Origin of the sequence: Chryseobacterium takakiae, from assembly GCF_900129385.1 — a bacterium.
GTDB lineage: Bacteria > Bacteroidota > Bacteroidia > Flavobacteriales > Weeksellaceae > Chryseobacterium > Chryseobacterium takakiae.
In genome coordinates, this window is record NZ_FQVO01000013.1 from 30,608 (window position 1) to 45,123 (window position 14,516).

General features: G+C 36.9%; 17 protein-coding genes. All 17 read left to right on the plus strand.

Annotation, left to right across the window (positions count from 1 at the left end; genetic code table 11):
- Window positions 1-522: 522 nt before the first annotated feature.
- Entirely contained in the window at window positions 523-1,113 is a 591-nt protein-coding gene (locus BUA76_RS15470) for a Crp/Fnr family transcriptional regulator (protein WP_072885698.1), read from the plus strand.
- A 75-nt stretch (window positions 1,114-1,188) separates the two neighbouring features.
- Window positions 1,189-1,593, plus strand: coding sequence for a VOC family protein (locus tag BUA76_RS15475; RefSeq protein WP_072885699.1), 405 nt, complete (start codon window positions 1,189-1,191; stop codon window positions 1,591-1,593).
- Between the two features lie 17 nt (window positions 1,594-1,610).
- Complete coding sequence (locus BUA76_RS15480; protein WP_072885700.1) at window positions 1,611-2,135, plus strand: DinB family protein; 525 nt, start codon at window positions 1,611-1,613, stop codon at window positions 2,133-2,135.
- Between the two features lies 1 nt (window position 2,136).
- Entirely contained in the window at window positions 2,137-2,913 is a 777-nt protein-coding gene (locus BUA76_RS15485; protein ID WP_072885701.1) for an alpha/beta fold hydrolase, read from the plus strand.
- Between the two features lie 114 nt (window positions 2,914-3,027).
- Window positions 3,028-3,459, plus strand: a complete 432-nt coding sequence (locus BUA76_RS15490; RefSeq protein ID WP_072885702.1) for a VOC family protein — start codon at window positions 3,028-3,030, stop codon at window positions 3,457-3,459.
- Between the two features lie 61 nt (window positions 3,460-3,520).
- On the plus strand, window positions 3,521-3,934 hold the full coding sequence (locus tag BUA76_RS15495) for an SRPBCC family protein (protein WP_072885703.1): 414 nt from the start codon (window positions 3,521-3,523) through the stop codon (window positions 3,932-3,934).
- A gap of 17 nt (window positions 3,935-3,951) precedes the next feature.
- Window positions 3,952-4,215, plus strand: coding sequence for a helix-hairpin-helix domain-containing protein (locus BUA76_RS15500; protein ID WP_072885704.1), 264 nt, complete (start codon window positions 3,952-3,954; stop codon window positions 4,213-4,215).
- Between the two features lie 194 nt (window positions 4,216-4,409).
- Entirely contained in the window at window positions 4,410-5,276 is an 867-nt protein-coding gene (locus BUA76_RS15505; protein ID WP_072885705.1) for a VOC family protein, read from the plus strand.
- Window positions 5,277-5,921: 645 nt separating this feature from the next.
- Entirely contained in the window at window positions 5,922-6,755 is an 834-nt protein-coding gene (locus tag BUA76_RS15510) for an SDR family oxidoreductase (RefSeq protein ID WP_072885706.1), read from the plus strand.
- Between the two features lie 47 nt (window positions 6,756-6,802).
- Complete coding sequence (locus BUA76_RS15515) at window positions 6,803-7,231, plus strand: ATPase (RefSeq protein ID WP_072885707.1); 429 nt, start codon at window positions 6,803-6,805, stop codon at window positions 7,229-7,231.
- 331 nt (window positions 7,232-7,562) lie between these two features.
- Window positions 7,563-8,024: an SRPBCC family protein gene (locus BUA76_RS15520; protein ID WP_072885708.1), complete on the plus strand. Its 462-nt coding sequence runs from the start codon at window positions 7,563-7,565 to the stop codon at window positions 8,022-8,024.
- 13 nt (window positions 8,025-8,037) lie between these two features.
- Complete coding sequence (locus BUA76_RS15525) at window positions 8,038-8,496, plus strand: DoxX family protein (protein ID WP_072885709.1); 459 nt, start codon at window positions 8,038-8,040, stop codon at window positions 8,494-8,496.
- A 106-nt stretch (window positions 8,497-8,602) separates the two neighbouring features.
- The gene (locus tag BUA76_RS15530) at window positions 8,603-10,606 is read left to right on the plus strand and encodes a S9 family peptidase (RefSeq protein ID WP_072885752.1); all 2,004 of its coding nucleotides are present in this window, start codon (window positions 8,603-8,605) and stop codon (window positions 10,604-10,606) included.
- Window positions 10,607-10,927: 321 nt separating this feature from the next.
- Window positions 10,928-11,482 (plus strand): RNA polymerase sigma factor, encoded by a 555-nt coding sequence (locus BUA76_RS15540; protein ID WP_228408495.1) that lies wholly within the window; start codon window positions 10,928-10,930, stop codon window positions 11,480-11,482.
- Between the two features lie 13 nt (window positions 11,483-11,495).
- Window positions 11,496-11,837, plus strand: a complete 342-nt coding sequence (locus BUA76_RS15545; protein WP_072885712.1) for a hypothetical protein — start codon at window positions 11,496-11,498, stop codon at window positions 11,835-11,837.
- 85 nt (window positions 11,838-11,922) lie between these two features.
- Entirely contained in the window at window positions 11,923-12,192 is a 270-nt protein-coding gene (locus tag BUA76_RS15550) for a hypothetical protein (RefSeq protein ID WP_072885713.1), read from the plus strand.
- Window positions 12,193-13,564: 1,372 nt separating this feature from the next.
- Window positions 13,565-14,215 (plus strand): J domain-containing protein, encoded by a 651-nt coding sequence (locus BUA76_RS15555; protein WP_072885714.1) that lies wholly within the window; start codon window positions 13,565-13,567, stop codon window positions 14,213-14,215.
- Window positions 14,216-14,516 lie beyond the last annotated feature (301 nt).

A 14,516-nucleotide genomic window follows, 5' to 3' on the forward strand; every position in this document is an offset into this window, starting at 1 on the left:
TAAATTATTAATTATTTTGAATCATTGAGCATCAGTTATTTACCTTATTTGAAAAACTAATGAAAATTCTTTAACAATAATCATTGGATCGATTATCTTTCAACCATCAATTATCAACAATCAACCATCAATCATCAATCATCAACCATTATCTTTACCCATAGGCTTCGACAAGCTCAGCCTGACAAAGCAGATTGAATATAGGAAAAGTCCCGAAGGGATGACTTATATTAAGATAGGATGAAGTCCTATTAACTCAGCAAGCAGCCTGACAATATAAGCCTATAGCAAGTAGTATTAGCGCTGTGATTCTGAGCCTGTCGAAGAATCTTCAATTACTTAACAAAATAAACTTTGTTTATTCTTCATCAAAAAATAATTAAAACAGTGTCGATCTAAAAAACTTAACTACTTAATGGTAAAAAAATCTTATTCAATACTCATCTTTCAAAATCTAAAATTTTCTCTTCACCAGTTTCCGTAAAAATTTTATTTTTAAAACCACAATAAAACAATTGTCTGATGATCAGTAAGGCCCTCGAAATATGCTATGATTTTCCGTTTTTCTTACCGGAAGAGCTTCAGGAAATATTTAACGCTCATGAGAAAATTACCTTCCACAAAGGAGATTTTATTCTGGAAGAAGGTAAAACAGCGAATGAATATTACATTCTGGAGAAAGGCCTTGCCCGGTCATTTGTAACAGATTTCAACGGTAATGACGTTACCACCAATTTCTTTGTTGAAAACGAAATCATTATTGAAGTTTCATCACTTTTCCAGAGAATTCCTACACAGGAAAACATCGTCTGTATCACGGACTGTGAATGCTGGAAGTTTGATTTTGAAACCTTTCAGGAGCTTTTTCACAAAATCCCGAATCTCAGGGAATGGGGAAGAGCATGGATGTCGCAACAGCTTTTCATCTGCAAGCAGCGTTCCGTGGAAATGTTTACCCTGTCTGCCACCAGACGCTACCTTAATCTTCTGGAGCAGAAGCCTTATGTTATTCAATTTGCGCCACTGAAGCAGATCGCGTCTTATCTTGGCATTACAGATACCTCGTTAAGCAGAATCCGTAAAGAATTGGTGTCACATCCAAGGAAAATATAAATCTTGCCTTATGACAAGTTGATTTTCACGGCAAGTTGATAATTTTGGTTACAGGTTAAGCAAATAAATCACATTATGAAAATCAATCAGATCTATGTCAATCTTCCCGTAAAAAATATTCAGAAAACAAAAGAATTCTGGACAAATCTCGGCTTCTCTGTCAACGAACAGATTTCCGATGACAGAGCTGTTTGTATCATCATGAATGATACAATTTCCATTATGTTCTTAACAGAAGAATTTTTTGAAACCTTTTCTGAAAGACCTGTTCCGAAAGGTGATACCACGCAGGTACTGGTCGCCATAGGATTAGAAAGCCGTGAAGAAGTAGACCAGGTTGTGAATGCGGCTGTCGCAAACGGAGCAACACAGCATGAAGAAGCACAGGACCATGGCTGGATGTATCAGAATTCTTTCTGGGACATCAACGGCCACGGCTGGAATGTCATCTTTGCAGATCCATCACAGATTCCATCATAATATTAAATACCAAATATATGGACACGCCAACATCAAAAAAATTAGACATCATCATTCCGGCATTCCGAGGTCACAGTCAGAATTTCCTGATGGTACTGGACGGAATTTCCGAAGAAGATGCGCTGAAAAGAATAGAAGGGAAAACCAACCATATCATCTGGATGGCCGGAAACTTTTTAGACATGAGATATGCTTTAGGAGCTCTTCTTGGAATTGAGGAAGAATTTGAATTTAAAGATCTTTTCTTTCAGGGAAAAAGCCTGGACGAAAGCCTGGAGTATCCTTCTTTACAGCAGTTAAAAGACGCTTTTCATAAAATTTCACCGCTTGTCTACAAGAAATTGCTGGAAGTGTCAGACGAAGAATTGGATAAGGCTTTTCCGATGGGAATGAACATCGATTTTTTCCCGGAAACGGTTCTGAATTTCATCGGAATGTGCATCGGAAGGGAAGACTATCTGTGCGGACAAATAGGACTCATGCGGAGAATTCTAGGCTATGAAGGATTAAAATATGAATTCGATAAAGATTTAAAATATTAAAATGAACCCGGTTGAAAAAGGCTATCAGCAAATCAACGGAATTGAGATGTATTATGAGATCTATGGTTCCGGAATACCTTTGGTGCTGATTCATGGCGGAGGAAGTTCCATTCTGTTTGATTACAAGGAAGTGATTACAAGACTCGAAAATAAATTTCAGCTTATCGGAATTGATCTCCAAAATCACGGAAGATCCGGTCATCGTGATATTCCGGAAACCTTTGAACAGGATGCGCATGACATTACCACACTCTTAAAAAAGATCAGTATTGAAAAAGCTTCATTTTGGGGATTCAGCAACGGAGGAAACACGGTGATGCAGGTTGCTCATCTGTATCCTGAAATGGTGGAAAAGCTGGTCGTTGCCTCCGCATTCTACAAAAGAAGCGGAATGATGGACGGTTTCTTCGAAAGCATGAATAACGCAACCCTCGATTCCATGCCCGAACCTTTGAAAGTTAATTTTTTAAAACTCAATCCTGACTTTTCAGCCCTTGAAAATATGTTTGATAAAGACAGCAAAAGAATGCAGACTTTTGAAGATTGGGACGAAAATATTTTAAAAAACATATCATCTCCAGCCTTATTTATTTCAGGCGATCAAGACATCATGAAACCCGAACATACGGTGCAAATGTGGCGACTGGTGAAAAATTCGCAACTCATGATTCTTCCCGCAACCCATGGCTCCTACATGATGGCTGATTTCAATGGGAATAGCGATGAAAAACTTATCGACTTTACCCTAAACGAAATAGAAAAGTTTTTAAACAATTAAAATTTTCCGCAAAACCTTTGCTGAGTGAAACGCCCTTGCGAACTTAAAAAAAGAATAGTAGTAAAAAAATCTTTGCGGTCCTTGCGTTAAAAATAAATAATAAAATAAACAATCATGGCTAAATTAAATTCTTATCTAAACTTTGATGGTAAAGCCGAAGAAGCTTTCAACTTTTACAAATCTGTTTTCGGGGGAGAGTTCCTCGGAGAAATCTACAGAATGGGAAATGCTCCCGGAACCGAAAGCCTTTCCGAAGAAGAAAAAAACAGGGTAATGCATATTGCGCTCCCTATCGGCAACGACCTGCTGATGGCTTCCGATATCGTTCCAAGTTTCGGACAAACCCTCACGGCAGGAAACAGCAATTATGTATCAATATTTCCTGAGTCCAGGGAAGAAGCAGACAGGCTTTTCAAAGGACTTTCAGAAGGAGGTAATATAGAAATGCCTATTGAAGACCAGTTCTGGGGAGATTATTTCGGAAGTTTTCAGGACAAATATGGTATTTATTGGATGATCAATTATAACGAGGAATATATAAAATAATGTACCTTAGTATTGAAAAAGTGAAGAACAATTATTTCAAAAACACCAAATATATATTAATATGGAACCAGTAAAAATTGAGATTACAATTCTGGCGCCCGTTCGGAAAGTATGGGAGTACTTCAACAGCCCGGAACACATCACGCAATGGAACTTTGCCAGCGATACCTGGGAATGCCCTTTTGCTGAAGTCGATCTGAAAGAGGGTGGGGAATTTACCACAAGAATGCAGGCGAAAGACGGAAGCTTCGGGTTTGATCTTGTCGGAATTTATGATGAGATAATTTCTGAAAAAAGCATCCGTTATCATATGGAAGACGGGAGAAAAGTGCAGGTAATTTTCGATAAAATCGATGAAAATACCACAAAAGTGACTGAGATTTTCGATCCCGAAAAGCAAAATCCCGTTCAAATGCAGCGGGATGGATGGTACGCGATTCTCAATAACTTCCACAAATACGTTGAAAATCATTAAATAAAACCTTTCCGGTCATGATCAATTTGGTAATAATGGCAAAATGCCTGAATTCGATTTGTGCCGTGAGCCATACTGTAACAGGCGATTTCCTGCAGGGAATTATTCCCATGCCGGCCAGAAGAGCGTTGGGAAAAGAAAAAATAAATTCCCTCGAAAAACTTTCGCAATATTCCGAAAAGGAAATTCTGCAGATGCATGGATTCGGTAAAAATACGATGGAAAAACTGAAAATTCACATGATGGAAAATGAGATATATTTTAAAAATAATCAAAGCTAATTGTTGCGTTTAAGATTAATTTAGTAATCAATCAAATAGCCTTTTTGTTTTACTTACTAAATAAAATGCCTTTGTTTATCTTTAAAAATTATTGTATTGCAAAAACTTTGTCTAACCTTGCGATAATTAAGCGTAGCAATAAATGATGGATTAAAACTTACATTTTAAAGCTTAATTTCCATTAAATTAAAACAATGAACAACAATATCTTTCCGTGCCTCTGGTACGATGAAAATGCTAAAGAATCCGCCGAATTTTACTGTGACATATTCGACGGGAAAATTACCGCCGACACACCGGTTGTTATGAATATCGAACTTTTCGGACAGAAAATGATGCTGCTGAACGGAGGACCGCAATTCAAAAAAAATGCCTCGGTTTCCTTTATGGTAATTTGTGAAACGGAAGAAGAGGTACAACGCTACTGGGACCAGCTGATGGAAGGCGGAATGGCCTTAATGCCGCTGGATTCCTATTCCTGGAGCAAAAAATACGGATGGCTGAAAGATAAATATGACGTCACCTGGCAGATATTCCTGGGAGAAAAACGGGAAGAACAGAAAATAATTCCTACCCTGATGTTTATGCACGAAAACAATGGCAAAGCAATGCAGGCTATGGAATTGTATACATCAACGTTCCCTAATTCTAAGATAGGTAATATTTTGAGATACGGAGACGGCAGCGAAGGACATCCGACTCCGGAAGCACCTGAGAATATTCAGCATGCCCATTTTGTGATTGATGGTTACAGTTTTTTCTGTATGGACAGCTCTTATGATCATCAGTTTGATTTTAACGAAGCCATTTCAATGGTTGTGATGACAGAAAATCAGGAGCAGACCGATCACTATTGGAAAAGCCTGACCTCAGACGGAGGAAAGGAAAGCATGTGCGGATGGCTAAAAGATAAGTTCGGATTCAGCTGGCAAATAGTTCCTAAAAAATTAATAGAACTCATGGGTGATCCGGATCCTGCAAAAGCCCAGAAAGTAGTGCAGGCGATGATGAGAATGCAGAAAATTATTATTGAAGATCTGGAGAAAGCTTATCATTCTTAGAATTAATTTAAATATTATGATTGTACGTAATCTGTCATAATTGAAAAGCTTTGAGTTCTTTGCTGAGTAGGACGCCTTTGCCTCAATTTATAATTTATTCATTGGGATCGGCGAAACTTTGTTTTGCGAACTTAAAGGCAGTTAGTAGTAAAGAAAATCTTTGCGAACTTTGCTTTAAATTAGGGTATTATGATTAATAAAAGATGTCCAAAAAAACGAATATAAATTAAGATTTAAAAACTGTGCCTATTGTTCTTAAATAAATAGACCTGATTGATTCTTAATTGAATAAGATTTAAGAAACTTAAATTCTTCATGTTAAAGATAATTTTATTTAGAGCTTTTTAAAGTAAAAAAAGTTAAAACTCTATAGAGTTTTATCTGTGTAGAAATTATAATCACAAGATGCTTGGCGTTCCGTAGGAACGCTATCTTTAGAACATTAATAGCATTATTAATCTCAATCCTATGGATGCATTGATTGACGATTTATTCTTATTTCTACACAGATTCTGCTCCTTACTTTAAAAGATAATTCAATTAAATAACCTGAAAAATTAAAAGTTGAAATGTAATCTATATTATTAGATACCCCATTTTCAGCTTCGGCTTGCTGTTTGATGCTGTAAAAGGAAAATATCTTTTATGAAAACACACAACAAGTCACAATCTAAATCAAAAGTACCGGAAGAAGGCATCCTGCCGGAGATTATCCGGGAGAACTACAGAGGAAGCGAGAAACTGTTGGATAAAAAAGCAATTATTTCAGGAGGAGACAGCGGAATAGGGCAGGCTGTTGCCGTGCACTTCGCCCGCGAAGGAGCCGATGTGGCTATCATCTACAAAGAAAGCGATGATGATGCCGAAGAAACAAAAAAACTTGTAGAAAAAGAAGGCCGGAAATGCATTTTGCTGAAAGGTGATCTTTCAAAAAAAGATTTTCAGAAAAAATGCATTCAGAAGGTAAAAAAAGACTGGGGATCTTTAGATATACTGGTCAATAATGCCGGAATACAGTTTCCGAAGGATGACATTGAAAACATCACCGATGTACAAATTTACCAAACGTTCAATACCAATATCATTTCCATGATCTCATTCACCAGAGACTGCCTTCAGCTGATGAAAAGCGGCTCCAGAATTATCTGCACAACGTCTGTAACAGCCTATCGGGGAAGTGATCATCTTATTGATTATTCATCCACGAAGGGTGCCATAGCAACCTTTGTCCGTTCTCTGGCAACTAATATTGCAGGAAAAAATATTCTGGTAAACGGCGTGGCGCCTGGTCCCATCTGGACTCCTCTTGTTAAAGAAACCTTTGATGACGTTTCGGATTTCGGAAAGGATAATCCCATGAAAAGAGCGGGGCAGCCATCCGAAGTGGCACCGGCTTATGTATTTTTAGCATCGCAGGATTCCAGTTTTATTACTGGTGAAATCATTCATATCAATGGCGGAGATTATGTCGGAGGATAAAATAATATAATACACAAATAACATAATAACAGCTACTTATACAATTTATGGAAATATTACATTTTGATATTCAGATTAATGCGGAAGCAACAAAAGTCTGGACTGTACTCTGGGACGATTTCTCGTTCAGACAATGGACATCGGCTTTTACAGAAGGTTCTTTTTATCAGGGAAATTTGGAAAAAGGAAATACCATAAAATTCCTGGATCCTAAAAATAACGGAATGTACAGTAAGATTGTTCAGTTGATTCCCAGTGAGGAAATCACTTTTCTTCATCTTGGAGAAATTTATGAAGGCGTAGAAACACCCCGCGACTGGGGAGAAGCAACGGAGAGGTACATCCTTAAAGAAAACGAAAACACCACGCATCTTTACGTTGAAGTAGCAACCACGGAAGAATTCAGATCATTTTTTGAAGAAAAGTTTCCGATTGCGTTATCGAATGTTAAGAATCTTTCTGAAAATCAACTTTAAATAATAGGCGCGTTTTAAATTTTATACGAAAATAAACTGAAGGTTCGAAGGTGTCAAAAGTCACAAAGATGAGCTAAACTACTTAAGTGCTTATTATAAAAAAGAAAGATTATAATAGCTTTTTATAGTCTGTTTAATTTATATTTATTTTCAATATTAAGGAATTAAACCTCCTTTAGCTTAAAACACTTAATAAAATCAATGTATTGATTTCTTAATCAGAATGAGCTTGACTTACTAAAATTCTTAATGTTAATTTAAGAATAAACAACGTTTATTTAATTTAGAAAATTAAGAAAAAACTATAAAATTATTCACTAAAATTTAAGTTATGGAAACATTATCTTACGAAATTGTCATCAACGCTCCCAAGCAGAAAGTCTGGGATGTTCTTTGGAATGAAAATACATACAGCGAATGGACGAAATTTTTCAATCCCGCTTCTGATTCTGTAATGAAATCCGACTGGAAAGTAGGTGGAAAAACATATTTCCTCAATAGTGAAGGTGAGGGAATGGTTTCAACCATTGATAGCCTGGAAGAGCCGGATCAGATTATTTTCAAACATCTGGGAATGGTAGACAAAGACGGAAATGAAGATACCGAAAGCATGGAAGTAAAACAATGGAGCGGATGTTTTGAGAAATATTTTTTAATTGATTTTGATGGAAGAACCAAACTTCATGCTGAGGTTCAGGTGGATAAAAACTGGGAAGATCACATGAATAAAGGTTTTACACAAGGACTTGAAATTGTTAAAAATCTTGCCGAAAATAGTACCTTACCTGTCTGAACAAATATAGAACATGAAATTATTAACAATTCTTTTTGTAACATTCGTTCTTGCATTAGCAGGAACGAAAATTTTTCAGGGTGAATGGAACTTTGTGTTTGCCGGAAACCTGGGAATGGCGGTGTTTATCATATTTACAGGTTTGTCGCACTTTAAATTCCAAAAAGGAATGGCGATGATGATCCCGGAATTTATACCGGCTAAACTATTCTGGGTATATTTTACCGGAGTTCTGGAAATTGCTGCCGGAATTGGTCTCATGATACCCTCCATCCGTGAGCTGACTGCTGTTTTGCTTATTGTTTTTTATGTGCTGGTATTTATTGCCAATATTAATTCTTCAAAAAAAAACATCAATATTTTCAAAGCAGATTTTACCGGTCCGGGAATGGCTTACCTTTATAAAGAAAGAATTCCCATGCAGATTATTTTGATTGTCTGGACCTGGTATTTCGGGATTTATCTAAACTAATTTAATTATATAAGACTTCTTTAAACATATTTTAGCGTTTGGATGTAACAATTCTTTGGGTTAAGTCGTCTTATTATTACAGAATCTTAACACAAAAACCATGAATATGAATATCACTGCTAAAATTTTCGGGATATCACAAGTGGTAATAACCGCCCTCATGATGAATGCACAGACCAATACCGCAAAATTACCGGGAGATCCTTCCCTGGTTTCTACAAAAGCAACATTCGACCAGCTTATTTCTTATGATAAAGGAAACTTCAAATACAAAGTGGAGGATTACTTTGCAAGGCCAAAAGCTTCACAGTTTAAAATTTCACCGGACGGACAGTACCTTTCCTACAAGGAAAAAGACAAAGACAGTAAAAATCATGTCTATGTAAAAGACCTGAAGACCGGAAAAATTACCAAAGCACTGGAAGAAAAGGAAGATCTGATCAGAAGCTACGGATGGCTCGATAAAAAACGATTATTCTACACACAGGACCGTGGAGGAAATGAAAACCTGCATTTATATGCCGCTGATATCGATGGTAAAAACTTAAAGGATCTTACTCCTTTTGAAGGAATTACCTTAGGAACTGTAAGGCTTATTAAAGACACGCCGTTTGTGGTGGTGACGATGAACAAAAACAACAAACAGATTTTTGAACCGTATAAAATCAATTTCAACACCGGAGAAATTACGCAGTTGTACGAAAACAAAGATGTTAAAAGCCCGATTGACGATTACATTTTCGATAAAGACGGAAACCTTCGCGGATACGTTGTTCTTGAAAACGGCCTGACTTCAAAGCTGTATTACAAAGACCTGCAGACCGGAAAATTCAATCTCCTGAAATCTACAGACTGGAAAAACACATTTTACATTGCCAGTTTTAATGAAAACTCCAAAAACAAGAATGAAGCGTATGTAGTAACCAATCTTGATGGTGATAAATCAAGGATTGTCCTGTATGATTTGAAAAAAGATGCCATTATTAAAGAAGTTTATTCCAATCCAGATTTTGACGTAAGCTCCATTAGTCTGGCCGGGAAAAACAGAAATTATGAATTAGATTACATCAGCTATAACGGAATTAAAAATGAAACGATTCCCGTAAGCAAATTCTATAAGAAAGTTCATGATAAACTTGCTTCAGAATTCGGTGATAAACAATTTTATATTGTTTCTTCCGATGATAAGGACGATAAACTGCTTGTCATTACAGACAGCGATAAGGTGTACGGAAAATATTACGAATACGATACCAAATCCAAAACCATCAAGCTTCTTTTTGATCTCATGCCTCAGCTGAAGGAAGAAGATATGGCGGAAATGCGGCCTATAGAATTCAAAAGCAGGGATGGATTAACCATCCGCGGTTATATCACCTTGCCTAAAGAAGCGTTGCAGGGCAAAAAAGTTCCTTTAATTGTAAATCCTCACGGCGGTCCGCAGGGAATTCGTGACGATTGGGGCTTCAACCCGGAATCGCAGTTGTTTGCCAGCAGAGGATATGCAACACTACAGGTGAACTTCCGGATTTCCGGTGGATACGGTAAAGAATTCCAGCAATCCGGCTACAAACAGATCGGGAGAAAAGCAATGGATGATGTGGAAGACGGTGTAAAATACGTCATTGAACAAGGCTGGATCGACAAAGATAAAATCGCCATCTACGGCGGAAGTCATGGTGGATACGCAACCTTAATGGGACTGATCAAAACACCGGATCTCTACTCCTGTGGAGTTGATTATGTAGGTGTGTCCAATATTTTTACCTTTTTCGACTCGTTCCCGGAATACTGGAAGCCTTATAAAGAAATGGTAAAGCAGATCTGGTACGATCTTGATAATCCGGAGGAAGCCAAAATTGCCAAAGAAGTTTCACCGGTTTTTCAGATTGATAAAATTAAAAAACCTCTGTTCGTGGTTCAGGGAGCGAATGACCCAAGAGTGAATATCAATGAATCCGACCAGATCGTAAAAGCGCTGAGAGCAAAAGGCTTTGAAGTTCCGTATATGGTAAAGTATGATGAAGGCCACGGATTCGGAAAAGAGCCCAACCGCATCGAATTTTACAAAACGATGATGGGATTCTTTGCCAAAAATTTTAATCAGTAAATCCAACTAATTTTTATAATTATCCAATGGAAGGCCAGTGTGGCTTTCCATTTTTTTTATGTCTAAATTTTTTGATCTGACTTTATCCTAGCCCCGATAGAAACGGCATCCTTTTTTGTTTGCGGAAGCTTTGGTATGGAAAAACAAAAAAGATACAGTGGATAGCGGGAAATAGCTTCAAAAAAATGATACACAAGTTCTATATCTAAAACATGATTAATAAAAGAAAATCCTGAGTTCCAGAAAAATATTTTAAATTTATTAAAGTAAAACAAAAATTTCAATCGTCATAGCAATATGGAGGTTGTCGAAAAAATAACAATGCCACAGAAGGAGAAGGAAAATATCATCTCTCAAACCGTTTCAAAGTACGGAGGAAAGCTGATGTCTTATATCCGTCCTAAAGTGAAAAATGCGGAAGATGCGGAAGATATTCTGCAGGAGGTGTGGTATCAATTCAGCAGTCTTACGAATCTCTCTGAGATTGTAAACGTGGGCGGCTGGCTGTACCGGGTTACGGCCAATAAAATTACCGACAAATACCGTAAGAAAAAGACAGAGAATCTTGAAGATTTCGTGTATGAAGATGAAGACGGCGATTTCTCCATTAAAGATATTCTACTGATGGATGAAAGTGCCGGTCCGGAAGTCAAAATGTTTCAGGATGAAATCTGGAAAAAACTGTTTGAAGCACTGGAAGAACTGCCGGAAAAGCAAAGACTGGTGTATGTTGAAAACGAGCTTAATGATAAGACCCTTCAGGAGATAGCCGATGAGCACGGTGAAAATATCAAAACCATCATCAGCCGTAAAAACTATGCGGTAAAACACTTACGAAACAGACTGAGAACATTGTACGAAGATTTAAAAAGTTAGTAAAAAGAAAAATATGAATCATGAACATAAAAAAGGCTGGATTTTTTTAATACTGTGTCCGCCGTTGATTTTTTTAGGAGTGACGTGGATCGTGATGGCGCTTTGGAACCATCTTCTCCCCGAAATCCTGGGCGTGAAATCGATTACCTACTGGCAGGCGATGGGAATCCTGATCTTATGTAAAATTCTTTTCGGAGGCTTCCATTTCGGCAAAGGAATGAAAGATTTCAAAGAAAGAAAAATGAGAGAGAAAATGATGCACCTTTCGCCTGAAGAAAGGGAAAAATTCAAGGAAGTCTGGAAAAGCAGATGTGAAAGCGGCTTTTTCGGAAGAAATAAAAAAACAAACGAATAATTGAAATTTAAGAAGTAGTAAAGTAAAGTTCAATACGATTCGTCTTTATAAAAAAAGAAGTAGTAAAATTTAAAATTTAAAAAAAATGAAAAATTCAGTATTAAAAGGTGCTCTCGGAGCATTAGCTGTTGCAGGCGTTGCTATGATCGTAAAAAAAGCAGCCCAAAGAAAAAGATTTGTAAAAGGTATTTTTGAGGAGTACGGAATCAAAGAAAAATCACCTTTCGGACTGGCCGATAAAATCAGGGAAATGGATGAGGAACAATATCAGGAGCTGAAAGGAAAATTCAGAAAAGAGTTTGCCTCAAGATGTCACCACCGATTTGAAAAGAAAGAAAATATTGCGGAAGCATAATACAAGTAACTAATTGAAATTGTTTATTCCGGCTCGGGAAGCGAAGCTTCCCGAGCCGGAATTTTTTACAGTCATTGCGATGAGCAAAGCGAAGAAGTAATCTCAAAAAAGCATCAAATCATAACAAGCTCTCCACTTATGACAATTTTTAATGAGCTTTTGAACTCATCAACTTGTTATAGTAATTTTTAAAGAACAATTTGAATATCTCGAAAGCACATTTTATTTTTATTTGAAGCTTTTTGACTTAACCGAATTGTATTTATGAATTTTTTTTTTTTAAGGAGCATTTTCCAGCTTTCCGCACTCGCTATTTTTTAGTTTCCGGCGGCGGAGCCGCCGCCGGAAACTAAAAAATGAGCTCAGACAATTGCTTCAATCTGGGCTAGGGCAGCAGTCGGAATAACTTCATTGTATGGTATTACAGATTTTTGTCATGCTGGAAGCATCTTAACAATAATTTTAACAATACTCAGTTAAAAGACACAATGTCAATGTATACAATCAAGTCTCTTTTCGCTCAATGTTAAAAATAGCTCCGTCGGGATACTTCCAGCATGACAAATTGCGTTAAAAAATAAAGCGCTTAGCCATTAAACACCTTAAATATTTTAAAAATAAAATCTGCGCCATCCGTGAGATCCGCGGGATACATAAAAGTCTGCATTCAATGGCGTGAGTCTATTTGCATATTTTGCGTTAAGAATGCTTCTAAACTTATAATACTGTAGTATTATATGCATTCAAAAATTACCGTGGTGTTCTTATCTAAGTGAAACGGCTTTGTGAGCCTTGAAACATATAATATTTAAAAACTCTTTGTGGCCTTTGCGTTAAAATATATCGTCAAGATGCTTCGAGCATGACAGCTGTTTAAGCTGGCTTGTTGTGTATATTTTAAATAAAGCGCTTAGCCTTTAACGGCTTTAAAAAGTTTACAAAATAAATCTGCGTAATCCGTGAGATCCGCAGGATACATAAAAGTCTGCATTCAATGGCGTGAGTCTATTCGCATATTTTGCGTTAAGAATGCTTCTAAACTTAAAATACTGTAGTATTATATGCATTCAAAAATTACCGTGGTGTTCTTATCTAAGTGAAACGGCTTTGTGAGCCTTGAAACATATAGTATTTAAAAACTCTTTGTGGCCTTTGCGTTAAAATATATCGTCAAGATGCTTCGAGCATGACAACTGTTTAAGCTGGCTGGTTGTGTATATTTTAAATAAAGCGCTTAGCCTTTGCTGAGTAGAACGCCTTTGCGAGCGAAAAATAATCGCAAACATATCAAAAAAAACTTCGTGTCCTTTGCGTTAAAATAAATTATCTTGCTTTGCTTACAATTCCAAATTCATTACTTTTGTATAGCTCAATGAAAGATTACTACTATTTTCTAGGGATTCCGCACGATGCTTCAGACGAAGACATCAAAAAAGCCTATCGGAAACTGTCTTTAAAATACCATCCCGACAAAAATGAAAATGATGATTTCTTTGCAGACCGATTCAGGGAAATACAGGAAGCCTATGAAACGTTGAGCGATAAAGCAAGAAGGTATTCCTACGACCAGAATTTAGAAAGTCAGCAGAAAAGCTTTCGATATACGGTTCCGCCTTCTATTAAAACATTTTCAGCCAATAAAATCCACGCCAAAAAAGGAGAGGAAATCATTGTTACCTGGCAGACACAAAATGCGGATGTAGTGAAAGTTTTGCCCTTCGGACTGGAAAAAGCGTATGGAGAAAGAATATTTAAAATAACCGAATTTAAAGACGGTAAATTTCAGATTTTGCTGCATGCTACCAATTCATTGCTGCATAAAACCGCGGTTCAGGGGATTACCATTACCGAAGTTTTTGAAAGTGATACGGAAAAATTCAAAGAAAAAGCAGAAGAGTTATTCAGATCACAGCCGAGAACAGCTGCAAACCCTCACGGTCAGCCAAAAATCATGAAAATAATGGTGGCTGTTGGTTTACTTATCCTGGCTCTGTATTTTTTAATAAAGAGCTTCGGGCATTAAGCCATTTTCTTTCTTCCCGGACACTTCTTGCATCGTTTACCTTTCTTGAATTTCTTGCAGCAGGATTTCTTCTCACCACAATACATTTCTTCAGGGTTCACAGAATACACGGGCGCTAAAGGCGCTACTTTAAATGGAACGATCATATTCATGATGCAAATATATTAATTTAGAATAAATACAGATAATAATTTCATGAAATTTATTAGGTTGAAAAATAAAAGGTTAATGAAGAAATGAAAGATTCATTCCGTAAAAAAAACAAGCACGGAAATTTATTCATCATTACATGTTTTTAGGT

Coding starts and splice junctions, on each gene's coding strand:
- BUA76_RS15500 (WP_072885704.1), top strand. CDS start 3,952: ATGATCAATTTGGTAATAATGGCAAAATGCCTGAATTCGATTTGTGCC.
- BUA76_RS15495 (WP_072885703.1), top strand. CDS start 3,521: ATGGAACCAGTAAAAATTGAGATTACAATTCTGGCGCCCGTTCGGAAA.
- BUA76_RS15525 (WP_072885709.1), top strand. CDS start 8,038: ATGAAATTATTAACAATTCTTTTTGTAACATTCGTTCTTGCATTAGCA.
- BUA76_RS15475 (WP_072885699.1), top strand. CDS start 1,189: ATGAAAATCAATCAGATCTATGTCAATCTTCCCGTAAAAAATATTCAG.
- BUA76_RS15545 (WP_072885712.1), top strand. CDS start 11,496: ATGAATCATGAACATAAAAAAGGCTGGATTTTTTTAATACTGTGTCCG.
- BUA76_RS15490 (WP_072885702.1), top strand. CDS start 3,028: ATGGCTAAATTAAATTCTTATCTAAACTTTGATGGTAAAGCCGAAGAA.
- BUA76_RS15530 (WP_072885752.1), top strand. CDS start 8,603: ATGAATATCACTGCTAAAATTTTCGGGATATCACAAGTGGTAATAACC.
- BUA76_RS15485 (WP_072885701.1), top strand. CDS start 2,137: ATGAACCCGGTTGAAAAAGGCTATCAGCAAATCAACGGAATTGAGATG.
- BUA76_RS15515 (WP_072885707.1), top strand. CDS start 6,803: ATGGAAATATTACATTTTGATATTCAGATTAATGCGGAAGCAACAAAA.
- BUA76_RS15555 (WP_072885714.1), top strand. CDS start 13,565: ATGAAAGATTACTACTATTTTCTAGGGATTCCGCACGATGCTTCAGAC.
- BUA76_RS15510 (WP_072885706.1), top strand. CDS start 5,922: ATGAAAACACACAACAAGTCACAATCTAAATCAAAAGTACCGGAAGAA.
- BUA76_RS15480 (WP_072885700.1), top strand. CDS start 1,611: ATGGACACGCCAACATCAAAAAAATTAGACATCATCATTCCGGCATTC.
- BUA76_RS15505 (WP_072885705.1), top strand. CDS start 4,410: ATGAACAACAATATCTTTCCGTGCCTCTGGTACGATGAAAATGCTAAA.
- BUA76_RS15520 (WP_072885708.1), top strand. CDS start 7,563: ATGGAAACATTATCTTACGAAATTGTCATCAACGCTCCCAAGCAGAAA.
- BUA76_RS15540 (WP_228408495.1), top strand. CDS start 10,928: ATGCCACAGAAGGAGAAGGAAAATATCATCTCTCAAACCGTTTCAAAG.
- BUA76_RS15470 (WP_072885698.1), top strand. CDS start 523: ATGATCAGTAAGGCCCTCGAAATATGCTATGATTTTCCGTTTTTCTTA.
- BUA76_RS15550 (WP_072885713.1), top strand. CDS start 11,923: ATGAAAAATTCAGTATTAAAAGGTGCTCTCGGAGCATTAGCTGTTGCA.